13 protein-coding genes are annotated in these 16,921 nt (G+C 49.7%); 5 read left to right on the plus strand and 8 right to left on the minus strand.

Annotation, left to right across the window (positions count from 1 at the left end):
* Positions 1–128: 128 nt before the first annotated feature.
* From R2083_RS10945 to R2083_RS10960, 4 genes are all read right to left on the minus strand, one after another.
* Positions 129–1,850: a methyl-accepting chemotaxis protein gene (locus R2083_RS10945; RefSeq protein ID WP_317538457.1), complete on the minus strand. Its 1,722-nt coding sequence runs from the start codon at positions 1,848–1,850 to the stop codon at positions 129–131.
* Between the two features lie 43 nt (positions 1,851–1,893).
* Complete coding sequence (locus R2083_RS10950; protein WP_317538458.1) at positions 1,894–2,406, minus strand: chemotaxis protein CheW; 513 nt, start codon at positions 2,404–2,406, stop codon at positions 1,894–1,896.
* A gap of 576 nt (positions 2,407–2,982) precedes the next feature.
* The gene (locus tag R2083_RS10955) at positions 2,983–4,704 is read right to left on the minus strand and encodes a methyl-accepting chemotaxis protein (RefSeq protein ID WP_411172510.1); all 1,722 of its coding nucleotides are present in this window, start codon (positions 4,702–4,704) and stop codon (positions 2,983–2,985) included.
* A gap of 43 nt (positions 4,705–4,747) precedes the next feature.
* Positions 4,748–5,242 carry a chemotaxis protein CheW gene (locus R2083_RS10960; protein WP_317538460.1) on the minus strand — a complete coding sequence of 165 codons (495 nt, stop codon included), beginning with the start codon at positions 5,240–5,242 and terminating at the stop codon, positions 4,748–4,750.
* A 235-nt stretch (positions 5,243–5,477) separates the two neighbouring features.
* Here R2083_RS10960 and R2083_RS10965 point away from each other — a divergent pair, with 235 nt between their 5' ends.
* Positions 5,478–5,864: a VOC family protein gene (locus R2083_RS10965; protein ID WP_317531298.1), complete on the plus strand. Its 387-nt coding sequence runs from the start codon at positions 5,478–5,480 to the stop codon at positions 5,862–5,864.
* 4 nt (positions 5,865–5,868) lie between these two features.
* On the opposite strand, the gene R2083_RS10970 is transcribed toward R2083_RS10965, so the two are convergent.
* On the minus strand, positions 5,869–6,654 hold the full coding sequence (locus R2083_RS10970) for a M48 family metallopeptidase (RefSeq protein WP_317538461.1): 786 nt from the start codon (positions 6,652–6,654) through the stop codon (positions 5,869–5,871).
* 177 nt (positions 6,655–6,831) lie between these two features.
* Here R2083_RS10970 and R2083_RS10975 point away from each other — a divergent pair, with 177 nt between their 5' ends.
* From R2083_RS10975 to holA, 4 genes are all read left to right on the plus strand, one after another.
* On the plus strand, positions 6,832–7,038 hold the full coding sequence (locus R2083_RS10975; RefSeq protein ID WP_107803513.1) for a dodecin: 207 nt from the start codon (positions 6,832–6,834) through the stop codon (positions 7,036–7,038).
* A gap of 230 nt (positions 7,039–7,268) precedes the next feature.
* Positions 7,269–9,869 carry a leucine--tRNA ligase gene (leuS, locus tag R2083_RS10980; protein ID WP_317538462.1) on the plus strand — a complete coding sequence of 867 codons (2,601 nt, stop codon included), beginning with the start codon at positions 7,269–7,271 and terminating at the stop codon, positions 9,867–9,869.
* A 22-nt stretch (positions 9,870–9,891) separates the two neighbouring features.
* Positions 9,892–10,386, plus strand: coding sequence for an LPS assembly lipoprotein LptE (lptE, locus tag R2083_RS10985; RefSeq protein ID WP_317531301.1), 495 nt, complete (start codon positions 9,892–9,894; stop codon positions 10,384–10,386).
* 51 nt (positions 10,387–10,437) lie between these two features.
* Positions 10,438–11,454 (plus strand): DNA polymerase III subunit delta, encoded by a 1,017-nt coding sequence (holA, locus tag R2083_RS10990; RefSeq protein ID WP_317538463.1) that lies wholly within the window; start codon positions 10,438–10,440, stop codon positions 11,452–11,454.
* Between the two features lie 54 nt (positions 11,455–11,508).
* Here holA and R2083_RS10995 read toward each other — a convergent pair whose 3' ends face one another.
* From R2083_RS10995 to metH, 3 genes are all read right to left on the minus strand, one after another.
* On the minus strand, positions 11,509–11,688 hold the full coding sequence (locus tag R2083_RS10995) for a hypothetical protein (protein ID WP_317538464.1): 180 nt from the start codon (positions 11,686–11,688) through the stop codon (positions 11,509–11,511).
* 230 nt (positions 11,689–11,918) lie between these two features.
* Positions 11,919–12,704 (minus strand): FxDxF family PEP-CTERM protein, encoded by a 786-nt coding sequence (locus R2083_RS11000; RefSeq protein ID WP_411172544.1) that lies wholly within the window; start codon positions 12,702–12,704, stop codon positions 11,919–11,921.
* Positions 12,705–12,982: 278 nt separating this feature from the next.
* Positions 12,983–16,693, minus strand: coding sequence for a methionine synthase (gene metH, locus R2083_RS11005; RefSeq protein WP_317538465.1), 3,711 nt, complete (start codon positions 16,691–16,693; stop codon positions 12,983–12,985).
* Between the last annotated feature and the right edge of the window lie 228 nt (positions 16,694–16,921).

Here is a 16,921-nt window from a genome sequence, read left to right on the forward strand (position 1 = left end):
TGTGGAACAGAATGCGCTGACTGGCTCGCCAATCAGCGCAGTGCAAGGAGATATTGTTTTTAGAAGTGAATTACTACAGATAACAACCAAGAGCACCGCTTCGCACGGCAGCGCTCTTGTACAAATGCTTAGAACTCTTCCCAGTCACCACCGCCAGCAGCAACCTTGCGCGGTTGAACTTCTTGTGCTGTCGAGCCCGAGTTGGGATTAGCTGCAATTTTTTTGGTTGCAGCCCCGCGATTAGGCAGCTTGGCAACCGGTGCCACGCGATTGCTTCTTCTAACCGGCGTGGCTACGGTATTGCTGCTGCCATGCGATAACTTGAAGGTGCTGACTGCTTGTGTCAGGGAGTGCGCTTGGTCTTGCATGGATTCGGCGGCGGCAGCGGCTTCTTCCACCAATGCTGCATTCTGCTGCGTTACCTCATCCATCTGCATAACGGCTTGGTTCACTTGCTCAATACCCGAGCTTTGCTCCTGGGATGCAGCTGAGATCTCCGCCATAATATCCGTGACACGTTTCACAGCATTGACGATCTCATCCATCGTAGAACCTGCTTCATCGACCAGGCGAGAACCATCTTCCACTTTGGCGACCGAATCACTGATCAATTCCTTGATTTCCTTAGCCGCCGCCGCTGAGCGTTGCGCCAGGGTGCGCACTTCCGTCGCCACCACAGCAAATCCACGCCCTTGTTCACCCGCCCGTGCTGCTTCCACCGCAGCATTCAACGCCAGAATATTGGTTTGGAAAGCGATGCCATCAATAACGCTGATGATGTCAACAATCTTTTTGGAACTTTCATTGATCGAACTCATGGTTTGCACAACCTGGCCGACCACCGCTCCCCCTTTCACTGCAACCTCGGAAGCACCTGCTGCCAGTTGATTGGCTTGACGGGCATTATCGGCATTTTGTCTGACCGTAGAAGTAAGCTCTTCCATTGAAGATGCGGTTTCCTCCAGGCTGGATGCTTGTTCTTCGGTACGTTGGCTCAAGTCCGAGTTACCCGACGCAATTTCTCCCGATGCCGTTGAGATTTGATCTGTACCCACACGCACCTTACTCACCAGATCCGCCAGATTGTCATTCATGGCTTTCAGTGCTTGCAACAACCGTCCGGTTTCGTTGTTTGAATTGACTTCAATGCGGCTGGTCAGATCACCGGCGGCGACTGCATTCGCCACTGCGACAGCTTCATTCAGAGGACCGATAATTGCACGTATCAGAAGAAAGCCGATGATTACTGCCAGCAGTATTCCTAATGCAATCACCACCACACTGGTGACCAAAATATTCTCGTAACTTTTTTGCGATGCCGCGTATTCCTTAGCACCCTCATCACGCTGAAGATCGATCAATTTGAACATGGTGGCATGCGCCCCATCAAATTTAGGCGTTGCATTAGTAGCATTTACAATCGCCGCATCAAAATCTCCAGCCGCTGCCAAGACCATTGTATGATTACGAGCCTCCACATAGGCTTTCCATTCGTGATTAAAGTTTTCAATCAGTGTTTTTTCTGCTGGCGTCAAATTGGTTGCCAAGTACTTTTGCCAAGTTGTGGCAATCTCGGCATCCCGCTGATCGTTCATGGCTTGCCGTTCTTTTACCACTTCAGGCTTACGCGCATACGCGGACAATACTGCATTCAAACGCGTACGTTGCATCCGGTCAATAACCAACCCCAAATGCCCCAGGGGCACAGCGCGATCCTCATAAACTCCTCTGAAAGCGTCATTTGTTTGATTTAGCCCGTAGATACCTAAACCACCGATACCGGCCAGCAATATCGACAGCAAACTAATTACAAACACTAATCGCGATTTTATTGTTAAGTTATTAAACACTGGTGCCTCCTTAAAGTCTTTCTATTAAAAATTACCTTACCTATCAACCTATACTTCGTTCAAGCAAACCCATATCGCTATTACTCATCATTTTTTCGATATCAATTAATATCAACATCCGTTCCGCAACAGTTCCCAATCCCGTGATATATTCGGTATCGATCACAGCGCCAAATTCAGGCGCAGGCCGGACTTGATTAGCTTCAAGTTCAATCACATCCGATACGCCATCCACGACAACCCCCATGACTCGCCCGGCGACATTCAAAATAATAACCACAGTGAATTGATTGTATTCCACACGATCCAGCCTGAATTTGATCCGCATATCGAGAATCGGGACAATGATTCCCCGCAGATTAACAACCCCTTTAATAAAATCCGGAGCATTCGCTATTTGCGTAACAGAATCATATCCTCTGATTTCTTGAACTTTGAGTATTTCGATTCCGTATTCTTCATTACCCAAGCGGAAGGTTAGAAATTCATTGATCATGTGTTTAACCGCTGAACCAGGTGATTCAATAGGTACATTAACCGCTTGTTCTTGCAACATGTTTATGCTCCTCTATGCACTATCTAAAAACCGGATCAATCGATGACGAATAAGTTTTCATCGATTCTTCATGAAGATTTCTTCATAAACTTCTTAATTTTCATAGATTCTTCTATTTCATAAAATGCAGTTCATTCTTACGGAATTCAAATCTATATATTTTGCCGGTCGATTCTTCTTTTATCTTAAGAATTAACGGCATAAGTTTGCAGGAATTATCTTACACAATCGGGGCAGCGCTCTGATAACAATATGATAATTATGAACATTACAACTTCAGTTAACAGCTCTGATCAATAAAACTGTTCTCAAGAAGGGTAAGGGTTGATCAATATTCGAGGGGGGAAACACCGTAGGAGTGTTTAAGTGGAAAATGAGATAGTTATTGTAGTCTGTCGAAATTGTTTTCATCACAACAAAAAACAATTGAACAATTTTGGGAACCTGAATCTGCAAAGACCGCTTGATTGTGAAAAATAACTTTCAAGTGTTCAAGCTTTCTTCTAGGGATTGCGTTGGAATAAAAAAACACCACCCGGAAATCCGGATGGTGTTCTTGAAACAACTCAGAAAATTTTAGAATTCTTCCCAATCATCGCCACCTCCCGCAGCTACTTTACGCGGTTGTTCGGGTAATGCTTTAACATTCGGTTCGGGCTTTACCGCCGCCTTTCTCGTCGCCGCGCCGCGATTCGGCAGTTTGGTAACCGCAGTTGCGCGATTACTTCTTTTAACCGTTGTTGGTGTTGAGTAACCGCCGGATAATCTGAAGATGCTTACCGCATGAATCAATGCTTGTGCCTGTTCTTGCATGGATTCAGCCGCGGCGGCGGCTTGCTCCACCAAGGAAGCGTTTTGTTGTGTGACCACATCCATTTGCGTCACAGCTTGGTTAACTTGCTCAATGCCAGAGCTTTGTTCTCGCGATGCAGCCGAAATTTCACTCATGATATCCGTGACACGTTTGACTGCATTGACAATCTCATCCATCGTGGTGCCTGCCTCATCGACCAGACGCGTGCCATCTTCCACTTTTGCTACCGAGTCACTGATCAACTCCTTGATTTCTTTTGCCGCTGCAGCTGAGCGTTGCGCCAACGTGCGCACTTCTGTCGCCACTACGGCAAAGCCACGCCCTTGTTCTCCAGCACGCGCTGCTTCGACTGCGGCATTGAGGGCCAATATGTTGGTTTGAAAGGCAATACCATCGATTACGCTGATAATATCGACAATCTTTTTGGAGCTATCGTTGATCGAACTCATGGTTTGCACCACTTGACCGATCACTGCACCACCCTTCATTGCCACTTCGGATGCGCCTGTCGCCAGTTGATTGGCTTGACGGGCATTGTCCGCATTTTGTTTCACGGTGGAGGTTAGTTCTTCCATCGACGATGCGGTTTCTTCCAGACTGGATGCTTGCTCTTCGGTCCGTTGGCTCAAATCCGAGTTGCCCGAAGCAATTTCCCCGGATACCGTTGAGATCTGATCGGTTCCCATTCGCACTTTGCCGACCAAATCTACCAAGCTGTCATTCATTGTCCTCAATGCTTGCAGCAAACGTCCGGTTTCATTGGTTGAGTTGACCTCAATACGGCTGGTCAAATCACCGGATGCCACGGCATTGGCCACAGTAATGGCTTCGTTTAAAGGATTCACAATCGCCCGGATCAACAATAACCCGATTATTATCGCCAATGACACACCCAATATCATTGCCGCGGACGACATCACAAAAATACTCTCGTAATGATCTTGTGCAATCTCATATTCCTGCGCAGCGACTGTCCCTTGTAAATCAAACAGGGTAAACACAGTATTTCTAAGCACATTAAATTTTTGTACTGAATCCGCTGCCAGATTTTTCGTTGCGGCGTCAAAATCTCCTGCCATCGCCAATTTCAGGGTTTGATTAATGGAATTAACGTACTGGATATGCTGCTCGCTTTTCGTTCGAGTCAACAGCTCTTCTTCCGGCGTTAATGCAGTTTTCAGATACTGCGCCCAAACCCCTTCATTTTGTTTGACAAGCCGGTTCACTTCCTCCGCCAGCTTTTTCGAGGTCTCGATATTCTTCGATTCAACTGCATCTTCCGCATTCTTACGCACTTGATACCAAACATCCAGAATTTTCCCCAACTGCACCGCAGTCACAGTCCGGTCTTCATAGACGGATTTCAATCCGGTATTGGATTGATTGATGCCATACAAACCTAAGACACCGATACTGACAAGTAATATCGACAACATACCGATGACAAATGCTAGACGGGCCTTAATTGTCATGTTGTTCATCATGATCTCCTGTGAAATTTATTTTTCATGAAACTGTAACTTTCTGTTAATTTAAACTTTGCTCAATCAAGCCCATGTCGCTGCTGCTCATCATTTTTTCGATATCAATCAATATCAGCATGCGTTCGTCTACAGTCCCCAGTCCCATGATATATTCCGTATCAATCACCGCCCCCAATCCCGGCGCAGGACGCATTTGCTCCAGCCCTAGTGTGATCACATCCGATACGCCATCCACAACTATCCCCATCACCCGGCCGGCCACGTTCAAAATTATCACTACGGTAAATTGGTCGTACGTTGCATTTCCCAGCCGGAATTTAATCCGCATATCTATGATCGGCACGATTATTCCGCGCAAATTAACTACTCCTTTGATAAATTCCGGAGCATTCGCTATCTGCGTTATCGCGTCATAGCCTCTTATCTCTTGTACTTTTAGTATCTCTATACCGTATTCCTCACTTCCTAACCGGAATGTCAGAAATTCATTCGCCATTTGATTCATCGCCGAACCAGATGACTCAGTGACTGTATTCATTGCCTGCTCCTGAAACATAATCTAAGCTCCTTTCGCTTTCTATCTAAAATCGATTCAACGATCGTTAATGCATCGTATTTATGGTTTCTTAATTAAACTAATAAGGCTTTTCTTACGGAAAAATGAAAAATCATCTTTAATCATTTCGAAAATTTCGATTACATTATTGATTTATCATCATTGAATATTTGCAGGAATAAGAGACTCTTCACAATTTATTTACAGGTTCAGCAAAATGACAATTGAAGGCATGAATCATTTCACTGTAGTGAGCAATGATTTGGAAAGAAGCAAGGCTTTCTATATGAATGTTCTTGGATTGAAAGAAGGCTACCGCCCGCCGTTTGCATTTCCGGGCGCATGGCTTTACGCCGGCAATCAAGCAATTCTGCACATCATGGCGGGCAAGCCGATGCCGGTCAACGCAACCGGTGTAATCGATCACATGGCTTTTACGGCAAGCAATCTGCAGGCCACGGTTGATTGCCTGAAGCTACACGGTATTCAGTACGACTTGCACCGCTTGAAAGGATTGGAAATCTGGCAGTTGTTTTGCCATGATCCGGATGGCGCCAAAGTGGAATTGGATTTTCCGGCCAGTGAACCGGAACCCAAGGCTTAGATCGTTATTTGGCACACTTCGGATTCTTACCCGCAGCGCGCGCTTGTTGCATCAATGCCGTAGCTTTGGGTAAATGCGCACGTAAATCGTCGATACGTGTTTCGTGTGAAGGATGGGTTGACAGGAATTCAGCCGGTTGCGCTCCCTGACTGGCTTGCGCCATTTTCTGCCACAGTGTGACGCTTTCGGCGGGGTTAAACCCGGCTTTTGCCATTAACTCAACACCTATCATGTCCGCCTCACTTTCGTGCAAGCGGCTGAACGGCATGATCACCCCGTATTGCGCGCCAACCCCAAGCAGACTCAGCGCCGTTTGTCCCATCGGTGTCGTTGGCGCAGCGACTGCGGCAATCAGTGAGATGCCCACTTGCGCCCCCAGCTTTTGCGACATCCGCTCATTACTGTGCCGCGCCTGCACATGGCCAATCTCATGACCGATCACCGAAGCCAGTTGATCCTGATTATCCACAAGCTCAACCAAACCGGTGTGCACACCAATCTTGTTGCCCGGCAAGGCGAAGGCGTTCAGCGTAGCATCTTCGAATACGACTACTTCCCAAGTACCGCCTACTTCACGAGTGATCGCATCAGTAACGCAGGTTACAAACTGGTTTTCTTTTGTGTCTTGACTGATTTTCTTTCCCTGCTTCAGATCCGAGAAAGCTTGCAACCCCATCGCATCCACTTCACTATCCGGCATAAAAACCAGCTGACTTCTACCCATCGGTGAAGTGGCGCAGGCCGTCAAAGAAAATATAATCAACAAAGCACATAGTATTCTGAACTTCATATCAAACTCTCTCCATGGGGTGGGTGTAGACGATTTTTCTCGTCGCCGTCATGATATTCCTTTTAGCCAGCAAAAAAGCAATTTTCTTTACCATCATTATTATATTAAGATTCAGACGCAGCAGAGCACTTAAAGTATGATATAACGCATTTTTTAACAAACAAAAGGAGCACCAAAATGAGCGATCATGTGTACAAAGTTATCGAAATCGTTGGTTCGTCGACTAAAAGCAGTGATGATGCGATTCAGCAAGCCGTCGCCAAAGCGGGTGCATCCTTGCATAACCTGGATTGGTTCGAAGTAGTGGAAACACGCGGACATATTACCAATGGCAAGATTGCACATTACCAGGTTAAATTAAAGATCGGTTTCCGCCTGGATTGAGGCGATTAGCGCATCGATAATACTGCAACAAAGCCTCAGAACTTGAGGCTTAATCCCAACAAGTCTTCACATTCTCCCGCTAGCGGTTATTTACCAAGCATCGTGCTACGAACAGCGCAAGTTGTTCCCTCTCCCGCTCTCGTCGCAGCATTCTCTCATCTATAAGCCAGCGTCAAGCCTACCGGTTCGCGGTATAATCAAACAATTTACCCAATAAAAACATCGCTCCCATGCAAGAAAAATATCATCCCCAGGAAATTGAGAAAAAAGCCCAGCACCACTGGGAACAAACCGCAGCATTCAAAGCGGCTGAAACCCCAGGAAAACCGAAATATTACTGCCTATCGATGTTTCCCTATCCGTCCGGCAAGCTGCATATGGGACATGTGCGCAATTACACCATCGGCGATGTGCTGTCGCGTTACCGCCGCATGCAGGGCTATAACGTATTACAGCCCATGGGTTGGGATGCATTCGGATTGCCTGCGGAGAATGCCGCGATGCAAAACAATGTGTCGCCGGCCAAATGGACCTACGACAACATCGCTTACATGCGCAAACAATTGAAAAGCCTGGGATTGAGTATCGACTGGGAGCGCGAGATCGCCACCTGCGATCCGAGCTATTATCACTGGAATCAGTGGCTGTTCTTGCGCATGCTGGAAAAGGGACTGGCGTATCAAACTACCGGCACGGTCAATTGGGACCCGATCGATCAGACGGTGCTGGCAAATGAGCAAGTCATCGACGGTTGCGGCTGGCGCACCGGCGCACCGGTGGAAAAACGCGAAATCCCGATGTACTACCTGAAAATCACCCAGTACGCCGACGAACTGCTGGCGGCACTGGATACACTAACTGGCTGGCCTGAGCGCGTCCGGACCATGCAAGCCAACTGGATCGGCAAAAGCTACGGTGTCGATATCACCTTCCCGGCCGATCGCGAATCCGGCACACCGCAAGATCTGAAAGTATTCACCACCCGTGCGGATACGCTGATGGGTGCCACCTATGTGGCGGTAGCCGCCGAACATCCGATTGCATTGCACGCTGCCCAAAATAATCCAGCACTGCAAGCCTTCATCCAGGAATGCAAACTCGGCTCAGCCAAGGAAGCGGATTTGGCCACGCAGGAAAAGAAAGGCATGGATACCGGTTTATTCGTGATTCATCCGCTCAATGGTGAGAAACTGCCGGTGTGGGTCGCCAATTATGTATTGATGGGCTACGGCGAAGGCGCCGTCATGGCAGTTCCTGCGCATGACGAACGCGATTTTGCTTTTGCCACGCAGTACCGGTTACCGATCAAAGCGGTTATCAAACCTCTGGAAGGCAATTTGGCGCTACCGCTCACCGAAGCCTACACTGAACATGGCATCACGTTCGACTCGGGCGAATTCTCAAGATTGGAATTTCAGCCAGCAGTCGATGCGATGGCCTCTGCATTGGAACGGAAAAACCTGGGTAGCAAACGCGTGCAATATCGCTTACGCGACTGGGGCATTTCCCGGCAGCGCTACTGGGGCTGCCCGATTCCATTGATTCATTGCGCCGATTGCGGCGTGGTGCCGGTACCCGACGATCAATTACCGGTAGTGCTGCCGCAGGATCTGGTACCGGATGGTTCCGGTAATCCGCTCGGTAAAACACCGTCCTTTTATGAGTGCGCCTGTCCTAAATGCGGTAAGCCCGCACGCCGGGAAACCGATACCATGGACACGTTTGTCGATTCTTCCTGGTATTACGCCCGCTACGCTTGCCCGGATCAGCATAACGCCATGACCGACGAACGCGCCAACTACTGGCTGCCTGCCGATCAGTATATCGGCGGTATCGAACACGCCATTTTGCATCTACTGTATTCGCGCTTCTGGAGCAAGATCATGCGCGACCTGGGTTTGCTGAAACTGGACGAACCGTTTACCAATTTGCTGACGCAAGGCATGGTGCTGAACGAGATTTTTTACCGCAAATCCAGCAACGGGCGCATGACCTATTTCAATCCGACCGAAGTCAGCCTTCAGTATGACGAGCAAGGCAAACGTTGCGGCGCAACTCTACTGGCGGATAATCAGCCGGTCGAATCGGGCGGCATCGGCACGATGTCGAAATCCAAGAACAATGGCGTTGATCCGCAAAAACTGGTGGAAGAATACGGCGCCGATACCGCGCGTCTGTTCATGATGTTCGCCAGCCCGCCGACGCAAACATTGGAATGGGCGGACGCTGGCGTCGACGGTGCGTACCGTTTTCTGAAACGCCTGTGGCGGCAAGCCTACTTGCATCTCCAGCATGGCGCGGTCCAAATCGACCCGGCATTGCATGCCACGTTACCGGTGGAACTCAAAGCCTTGCGCTGCCAGTTGCACCAGACCATCGCCAAGGTAACCGACGACCTGGAACGTCGCCATACTTTCAATACTGCGATTGCCGCGGTGATGGAATTGATGAATGGCTTGGCAAAATGCCAGGACACCGACGCCGCCAGCCGCAATCTGATGCAGGAAGCGCTGGAAAGCATCGTGCTGCTGCTGTCCCCGATCGTACCGCACATCTGTCATGAGCTCTGGCGCGAACTCAGACCGGGCACCGAGCTATCCGGTCAACCCTGGCCGCAAGCGGATAACGCTGCAATGGCGCAGGATGAAATCAAGTTGATCGTGCAAGTGAATGGTAAGCTGCGCGGACAAATCAATGTCGCCAAGGATGCCGGAAAAGAAGCCATCGAGCGCACTGCCTTGGCCAACGAGCATGTACAGAAATTTATAGAAGGGCAAACAGTGAAAAAAATCATTGTCGTACCCGGCAGACTGATCAACATAGTCGTATAAAAATACTGACGCCCATACCCCTATGAAACTGAGTAAACAGCACATTCTTATCTTGGTGATCTTGTTCCTGCTGACGGCTTGCGGTTTTAAACTGCGCGGGCAAATTTCCTCGCTGCCGTTCAAAACCCTGTATATTTCCGCTCCGGACGGAAACACCATCGGTATGAATCTGGAGCGTGCCATCGGCACGTCGTCAACAACCAAGGTGGTTGCCAATGCGGAAGATGCTGAGGCTACTTTGGAGGTCATCAGCGCCACCCATGAAAGGATCATCCTGTCGCTGTCCGGAGGCGGCCGGGTACGTGACTTTAATCTGTTGTATCGCGTCAAGTACCGTCTTTACGACAAACAGAACGTAGAAATCGTCCCACACACGGAAGTTACCTTAACGCGCGTCCTCCCATTCCTGGATGCGCAAATCCTAGCGAAGGAAGCGGAAGAGCGGTTGCTGCAAAAAGATATGGAAGCCGACGCGATTCAGCAAATGCTGTGGCGTTTGTCGACCATCCAGCGATAGCCGGATCCGCGAATCGGGGATCACTCCGCTTTTAATCCACGCGGCGCCATCATGCGGATAAAACTCGAACAGCTTCACCAGCAGTTGCAGAAACAAACCGCCCCGCTGTACACGTTATTCGGCAGCGAACCTTTGCTGATTCTGGAAGCTACCGATCAGATCCGCGCGCACGCACGCCAGCAAGGCTATACCGAGCGCGAATTGTTCACAGTCGATCAGCATTTCGATTGGACAGAGCTGCTCAATGCCGGCAATAACCTATCACTGTTTGGCGACCGCAGAATCATGGATCTCCGCATCCCTTCCGGCAAACCCGGCAGGGAGGGTGGCAAAGCGCTCGAAACCTATTGCACCGCGTTACCGCCCGATACCGTGACACTGATCACGCTGCCGCGCATCGACAAACAAGGGCAAGCCAGCAAATGGTTCAAAGCGCTCGAAACGGCGGGTACGTTGATCGCAGTTTATCCCATCGAACGCAATCAATTACCCGGTTGGATTGGTCAGCGTCTCGCCAAACAACAGCAAAAAGCCGATGCCGCCACCTTGCAATTTCTCGCTGACCAAGTCGAAGGCAACCTGCTCGCGGCGCATCAGGAAATCCAGAAACTTGCGCTGCTCTATCCTGCCGGTAACCTGACATTCGAGCAGGTGAAAGACGTGGTGCTGAACGTCGCGCGCTACGATGTCTATCAGCTATCCGACGCCATGATTACAGGCGACATCGCTCGCTTTATGCGTGTTCTGACCGGATTACAAGGCGAAGGCACCGCCCCGCTGCTGATCCTCGCCACCCTGGCTGAACAAATCCGCCAATTGATCATTATCCGTAAAGGCTTGGATAACAGTCAGCCACCTGTGCAATTACTGCAAGCCGCCAGAATTTGGGGTGACCGGCAAAAACCGGCCATGGCCGCCGCCCAGCGCGTCAGTATTCAAGCATTGTTACAAGGCCTGACCGCTGCCGCAGAAATTGACCGGATGATTAAGGGCGTGGCGCAAGGAGATGCTTGGGAGGGATTGTTGCAGTTGGGGTTACGTTTTACCCGCCACAAACTAAGCAGTTAGTCTGTGACTGGTCTATTGCATTTGATAGCCGCAAAAAATCAATTATATTTCCGGCTACTTTTTCTGATCCTCGGTCTTCTTATCCTTTGTGACAGGATTCTGCACACCATATCCAGCTTCCTTGGCCTTGTAGCCACCGTATGCACCGGCTCCCCCTGCTGCAAGAAGCCAACAACCCGATAGCATTGGGATCATGAGCAGAATTAACAGGTAATGTAATAGACTTGCTTTCATCGTAGCCTCCTAGAAAAATTCATCAAAATTTTCACATTCACTTTCTCATTCTAGTACCGGCACTTGTAACAAGTGAATAAGCATTTTGCTTATTTTCAACTCTACTCTTGATAAAGTATTTGAATAATAGAGAGAGTCAGCAAGTGCATTATGCAGCATCACGCTTATAACATCGAAAAAAATGGGAGCCAAAGCTCCCATTTTTACACGATCAATCCGGATTATTACACTTATGCTTCTTTTCTACGGCGTGCTGCGAAACCCGTTAACACTAAACCGGCCAATAACATGGCATACGTTTCAGGTTCGGGAACAGGCGTTACCTCAAATCCTGCGTATCTCACATTTTCCTGTGAATTATTGTAGAAACCAAACTGCCCGGAAGTGAATGATGTATCAACGACCGTAACGTTCCACAATTCGGTAGCACCCTGTTTAACAACGATATGAATTTCGCCTGGATTCATATTAAAATCAAGGTGGAAATTGTATAGCACATTGTCCGCCCACCCCTTCGAACTGGAGTGATTGGTAGCAAGAACTTCCATATCGCCAAAATTAGCCGTGTTCTCCCAGAACTCTTCCAATGACAAGTCTACGAGACCGTTACCTGTAGCACCATGAAATTCCTTAATGGTCATACCTTCCGCTGCGGTACGGCCAACATAGCCTTGCGCCGCTTGTTTCCAGTCAAACAAATAAAAATTACTCGAATTCTGGTAGCCAAAGACAAAACCCATGTAATCATCATCGCTTGTTGTCGTAACCTGCCATGAGCCATCGACTGAATAGCTGCTAAGATTCAGATTATTCAAATAGAAAGAAGGATCGGCATTAATGACTTGCTTAACTGCCGTATTGCCAGGCTCCAACACCCAGCTGCCAGCACCTTGCCCGCCTGGATAATTCAGCGTTAATGGTGTCCAGCTCGATAAATCGATCGGTGCAGCCTGAGTAGTAAGCGGGGTTAATAAGAATAATCCAGCTGTTGCCAGGTAACGTAAATTTTTTTTCATCATGATAGGTTCCTCTAAAAAGTTTTTATTCTAACAAGGCACTCCCTCATTAATAGTATCTTATTATTATCAATAATTTACCTTGCATTTTTCTGGTGAAAAATTAACTGTTTCCAGTTTCACCAGTTCCGATACTAATACTTTCAGGTAATAAATTGAAGCAAAATTTACTGGCTTTCTGAGTCGCATCGCATAGAATGTGCCGGAAAAAATAGCACCAACACTTTCTACAGACGGCACATGCGAGTGAACCTGCTCGCATGTGTTTCTTACAAAATTTACCGCTCGTACGCCAGCACCGGGGCCAGCCAGCGTTCGGCTTCCTCCAGCGCCCAACCCTTGCGTTGGGCGTAATCTTCCACCTGGTCTTTACCGATTTTTCCAACCGCGAAGAAAGTGGATTCCGGATGCGCAAAATAGAACCCGGACACCGCCGCAGTCGGCACCATCGCGAAGGATTCGGTGATGATGATGCCGGTGTTCTCGGTGGCATTCAGCGTGGCAAACAACGGACCTTTTTCAGTGTGATCCGGGCAGGCAGGATAACCCGGTGCGGGACGGATGCCGCGGTATTCTTCGTTAATCAATTGTTCGTTGGTCAGTGTCTCGTCCTTGGCATAACCCCAGAATTCACGGCGCACGCGCGCATGCATATGTTCGGCGAATGCTTCCGCCAGCCGGTCGGCCAGCGCTTTGAGCACAATCGCGCTGTAATCGTCATGCGCGTCCTCAAACACTTTGATGCGCTCGTCAATACCGAATCCTGCGCCGACGGCAAACAAGCCGATGGTATCCTTAATGCCGGTTTCCTTCGGTGCAATAAAATCGGACAGGCAGCGATTCGGTTTCCCGGTCGGTTTTTGATCCTGCTGACGCAGGCAATGGTACGTCATGGCGATTTTGCTGCGCGACTGATCGGTGTAGATCTCAATATCGTCGCCGACCGAATTGGCCGGGAACAAACCGATCACCGCATTGGCGCTGAGCCATTTCTGCTCAACGATTTTCTTCAGCATCGTCTGCGCATCGCGGAACAACTGGCTGGCCGTTTCTCCGACCACTTCATCGGTCAGAATGTCCGGATACCGCCCGGCCAGTTCCCAAGCCTGGAAGAACGGCGTCCAGTCGATATACGGCACGATTTTTTCCAGCGGGTAATTGTTCAATGTGCGCACACCGATCAGTTCGGGTTGGTACGGCTGGTAATTACTCCAGTCGGTTTTGTACGCATTGGCGCGCGCTTCGGCGAGCGCCAGCAGTTTCGCCGGGCCTTTTTTGTTCTTGTGCTGCGCGCGCACCTTCTCGTACTCATCCTTAATTTCCTGGATATAACCCGCATGCAAATCCTGCGACAGCAGATTGCTGCACACGCCCACCGCGCGGCTGGCGTCGGGCACCCACACGGTCGGGCCGTTGTAGTGCGGGGCAATTTTGACTGCGGTGTGCACCCGCGACGTGGTCGCACCGCCGATCAGCAACGGAATAGTGAATCCTTCACGTTGCATTTCCTTGGCCACATGCGCCATTTCCTCCAGCGAAGGCGTAATCAAACCGGACAGACCGATAATGTCAGCTTTTTCGCGCTTGGCCATGTCGAGAATTTGCGCGCTCGGCACCATCACACCCATGTTGATCACTTCGTAGTTATTACATTGCAGTACCACGGTGACGATGTTCTTGCCGATGTCGTGTACATCGCCTTTGACGGTGGCGATGACGATCTTACCTTTCGGCTTGTTGTCACCTGATAATTTCTTTTCAGCTTCGATAAACGGCAGCAAATGCGCCACCGCCTGCTTCATCACACGCGCCGATTTGACCACTTGCGGCAAAAACATTTTTCCGGCGCCGAACAAATCACCGACGACGCCCATGCCTTCCATCAACGGGCCTTCGATCACCTGAATCGGACGCCCACCCTGTTTTTCGATTTCCACCCGTGCCGCTTCGGTATCTTCGACAATATACGTGGAAATACCTCTGACCAGCGCGTGCGTCAGGCGCTGTTGCAGCGACTCATCGCGCCAGGCCAGATCTTCCACCTGTTCTTTTTTCTGTCCTTTGAAGTTTTCCGCGAATTCAACCAAGCGTTCGGTTGCATCCGGGCGCCGGTTCAGAATCACATCCTCGACCTTCTCCAGAAGCTCTGCGGGAATATCCGAGTAAACGCCGAGCTGTCCGGCGTTGACGATCCCCATCGTCATCCCGGCCTTGATCGCATGATACAGAAAGGCGGTATGAATCGCTTCGCGGATCGGTTCGTTGCCGCGGAACGAGAACGAAACATTCGATACCCCGCCGCTGATCTTGGCGTACGGCAGTGTTTGCTTGATAGTGCGGGTTGCATTAATAAAATCGAGACCGTAGTTGTTATGCTCTTCGATACCGGTCGCTATCGCGAAGATATTCGGATCAAAGATAATATCTTCCGGCGGGAAACCGACTTGATCCACCAACAGGCGATAACTGCGCGTGCAAATATCCACCTTACGTTGCAACGTATCGGCCTGCCCCTGTTCGTCAAAGGCCATGACAATCACCGCTGCGCCATAACGGCGCGCCAGTTTGGCGTGCTTAATGAATTCTTCCTCACCTTCCTTCATGCTGATCGAGTTGATGACCGATTTGCCCTGCACACATTTCAGACCGGCTTCGATCACCGTCCATTTGCTGGAGTCGAGCATAATCGGCACCTTGCAGATATCCGGTTCGGCGGCGATCAAATTGAGGAAAGTCACCATGGCTTTTTGCGAATCCAGCATCGCCTCGTCCATGTTGATATCGATAATCTGCGCGCCGTTTTCCACCTGACTGCGCGCCACATTCAGCGCTTCTGCGTAGTTATCGCTGAGTATCAAGCGCGCAAACGCACGCGAGCCGGTCACATTGGTGCGTTCACCGACGTTGACGAACAACGAATCGTCACCGATGTTCAGCGGTTCCAAACCGGACAGCCGCAATTTTTTAGGAATATCAGATACCTGGCGTGGCGCGATAGCGCTAACCGCTTGCGCAATGGCTTTGATATGCGCAGGCGTGGTGCCGCAGCAACCGCCGACGATATTGACGAATCCCGCCTCGGCAAAACCTTTGATCTGGTTTGCGGTGTACTCCGGCGACTCATCGTAACCGGTTTCGGAGAGCGGATTCGGCAATCCAGCGTTGGGATGCACGCTGGTGTACACATTCGCCACTCCGGATAATTCTTCGATATACGGACGCATCAATTCGGCACCCAAAGCACAGTTGATACCGACCGACAACGGCCGGGTGTGGCTGATTGAGTTCCAAAAGGCTTCCGGTGTTTGTCCCGACAGTGTACGGCCGGATGCATCGGTAATCGTCACCGAAATCATGATCGGCAGCCGGATGCCATGATCTTCAAAGAATTGATCGATGGCGAACAACGCCGCCTTGGCATTAAGCGAATCGAAAATGGTCTCGACCAAGAGAATATCCACTCCGCCATCGACCAGACCGCGAATCGATTCGGTGTAATCCACGACCAATTGGTCATAGGTAATGCCGCGAAAACCCGGATCGTTGACATCGGGAGAAATCGACGCGGTTTTGGTGGTCGGACCAATCACACCGGCGACAAAACGCGGTTTATCCGGTGTTTTTGCTTCAAAGCTTTGCGCGGCCTCACGCGCCAACTTGGCCGCTGCGCAATTCAATTCATACACCAAATCCTGTAAATGATAATCCGCCATCGAAGCCGCGTTGGAATTAAACGTATTGGTTTCAATGATGTCCGCGCCCGCTTCCAGGTAACCCGAATGGATCGAGTGAATGATATCGGGCCGTGTCAGCGTCAACAAATCGTTATTGCCCCTCAGATCATGCGGAAAATCAGCAAAACGCTGTCCGCGAAAATCCGCTTCGGTTAGTTTGAACGTCTGAATCATCGTACCCATCGCGCCATCCAAAATCAGGATGCGTTGTGCAAACAGGCTTTCCAATAAGGCAGTGCGGGATTCTCTAGTCATGGATGTTTATGTTGTGAAAAGATGAAAAGTCATTATACCTGAGCTGTTCCGCTCTATCGCGCAGGCTATCGGTTTTGCAAGCGGCTAAACACGCGAAAAAACCGCCTATAGTACGTTTATAATACACAATGAACTGTTACCCGGTTAGCAGAGAATGAGCGATATTTTCATGGGTTATCCGGAAAATGACGGTGCAATTGCAGAGCAATGGTCGCAGACCAAGGCTTG

Source organism: Nitrosomonas sp. Is35, from assembly GCF_033063295.1.
Classification (GTDB): Bacteria; Pseudomonadota; Gammaproteobacteria; order Burkholderiales; family Nitrosomonadaceae; genus Nitrosomonas.

Bases quoted from the DNA above. Each gene is read 5' to 3' on its own strand.
- R2083_RS10950 (WP_317538458.1), bottom strand. From the start codon at position 2,406: ATGTTGCAAGAACAAGCGGTTAATGTACCTATTGAATCACCTGGTTCA.
- R2083_RS10955 (WP_411172510.1), bottom strand. From the start codon at position 4,704: ATGATGAACAACATGACAATTAAGGCCCGTCTAGCATTTGTCATCGGT.
- R2083_RS10960 (WP_317538460.1), bottom strand. From the start codon at position 5,242: ATGAATACAGTCACTGAGTCATCTGGTTCGGCGATGAATCAAATGGCG.
- R2083_RS10965 (WP_317531298.1), top strand. From the start codon at position 5,478: ATGACAATTGAAGGCATGAATCATTTCACTGTAGTGAGCAATGATTTG.
- R2083_RS10970 (WP_317538461.1), bottom strand. From the start codon at position 6,654: ATGAAGTTCAGAATACTATGTGCTTTGTTGATTATATTTTCTTTGACG.
- R2083_RS10975 (WP_107803513.1), top strand. From the start codon at position 6,832: ATGAGCGATCATGTGTACAAAGTTATCGAAATCGTTGGTTCGTCGACT.
- leuS (WP_317538462.1), top strand. From the start codon at position 7,269: ATGCAAGAAAAATATCATCCCCAGGAAATTGAGAAAAAAGCCCAGCAC.
- lptE (WP_317531301.1), top strand. From the start codon at position 9,892: ATGAAACTGAGTAAACAGCACATTCTTATCTTGGTGATCTTGTTCCTG.
- holA (WP_317538463.1), top strand. From the start codon at position 10,438: ATGCGGATAAAACTCGAACAGCTTCACCAGCAGTTGCAGAAACAAACC.
- R2083_RS10995 (WP_317538464.1), bottom strand. From the start codon at position 11,688: ATGAAAGCAAGTCTATTACATTACCTGTTAATTCTGCTCATGATCCCA.
- R2083_RS11000 (WP_411172544.1), bottom strand. From the start codon at position 12,704: ATGAAAAAAAATTTACGTTACCTGGCAACAGCTGGATTATTCTTATTA.
- metH (WP_317538465.1), bottom strand. From the start codon at position 16,693: ATGACTAGAGAATCCCGCACTGCCTTATTGGAAAGCCTGTTTGCACAA.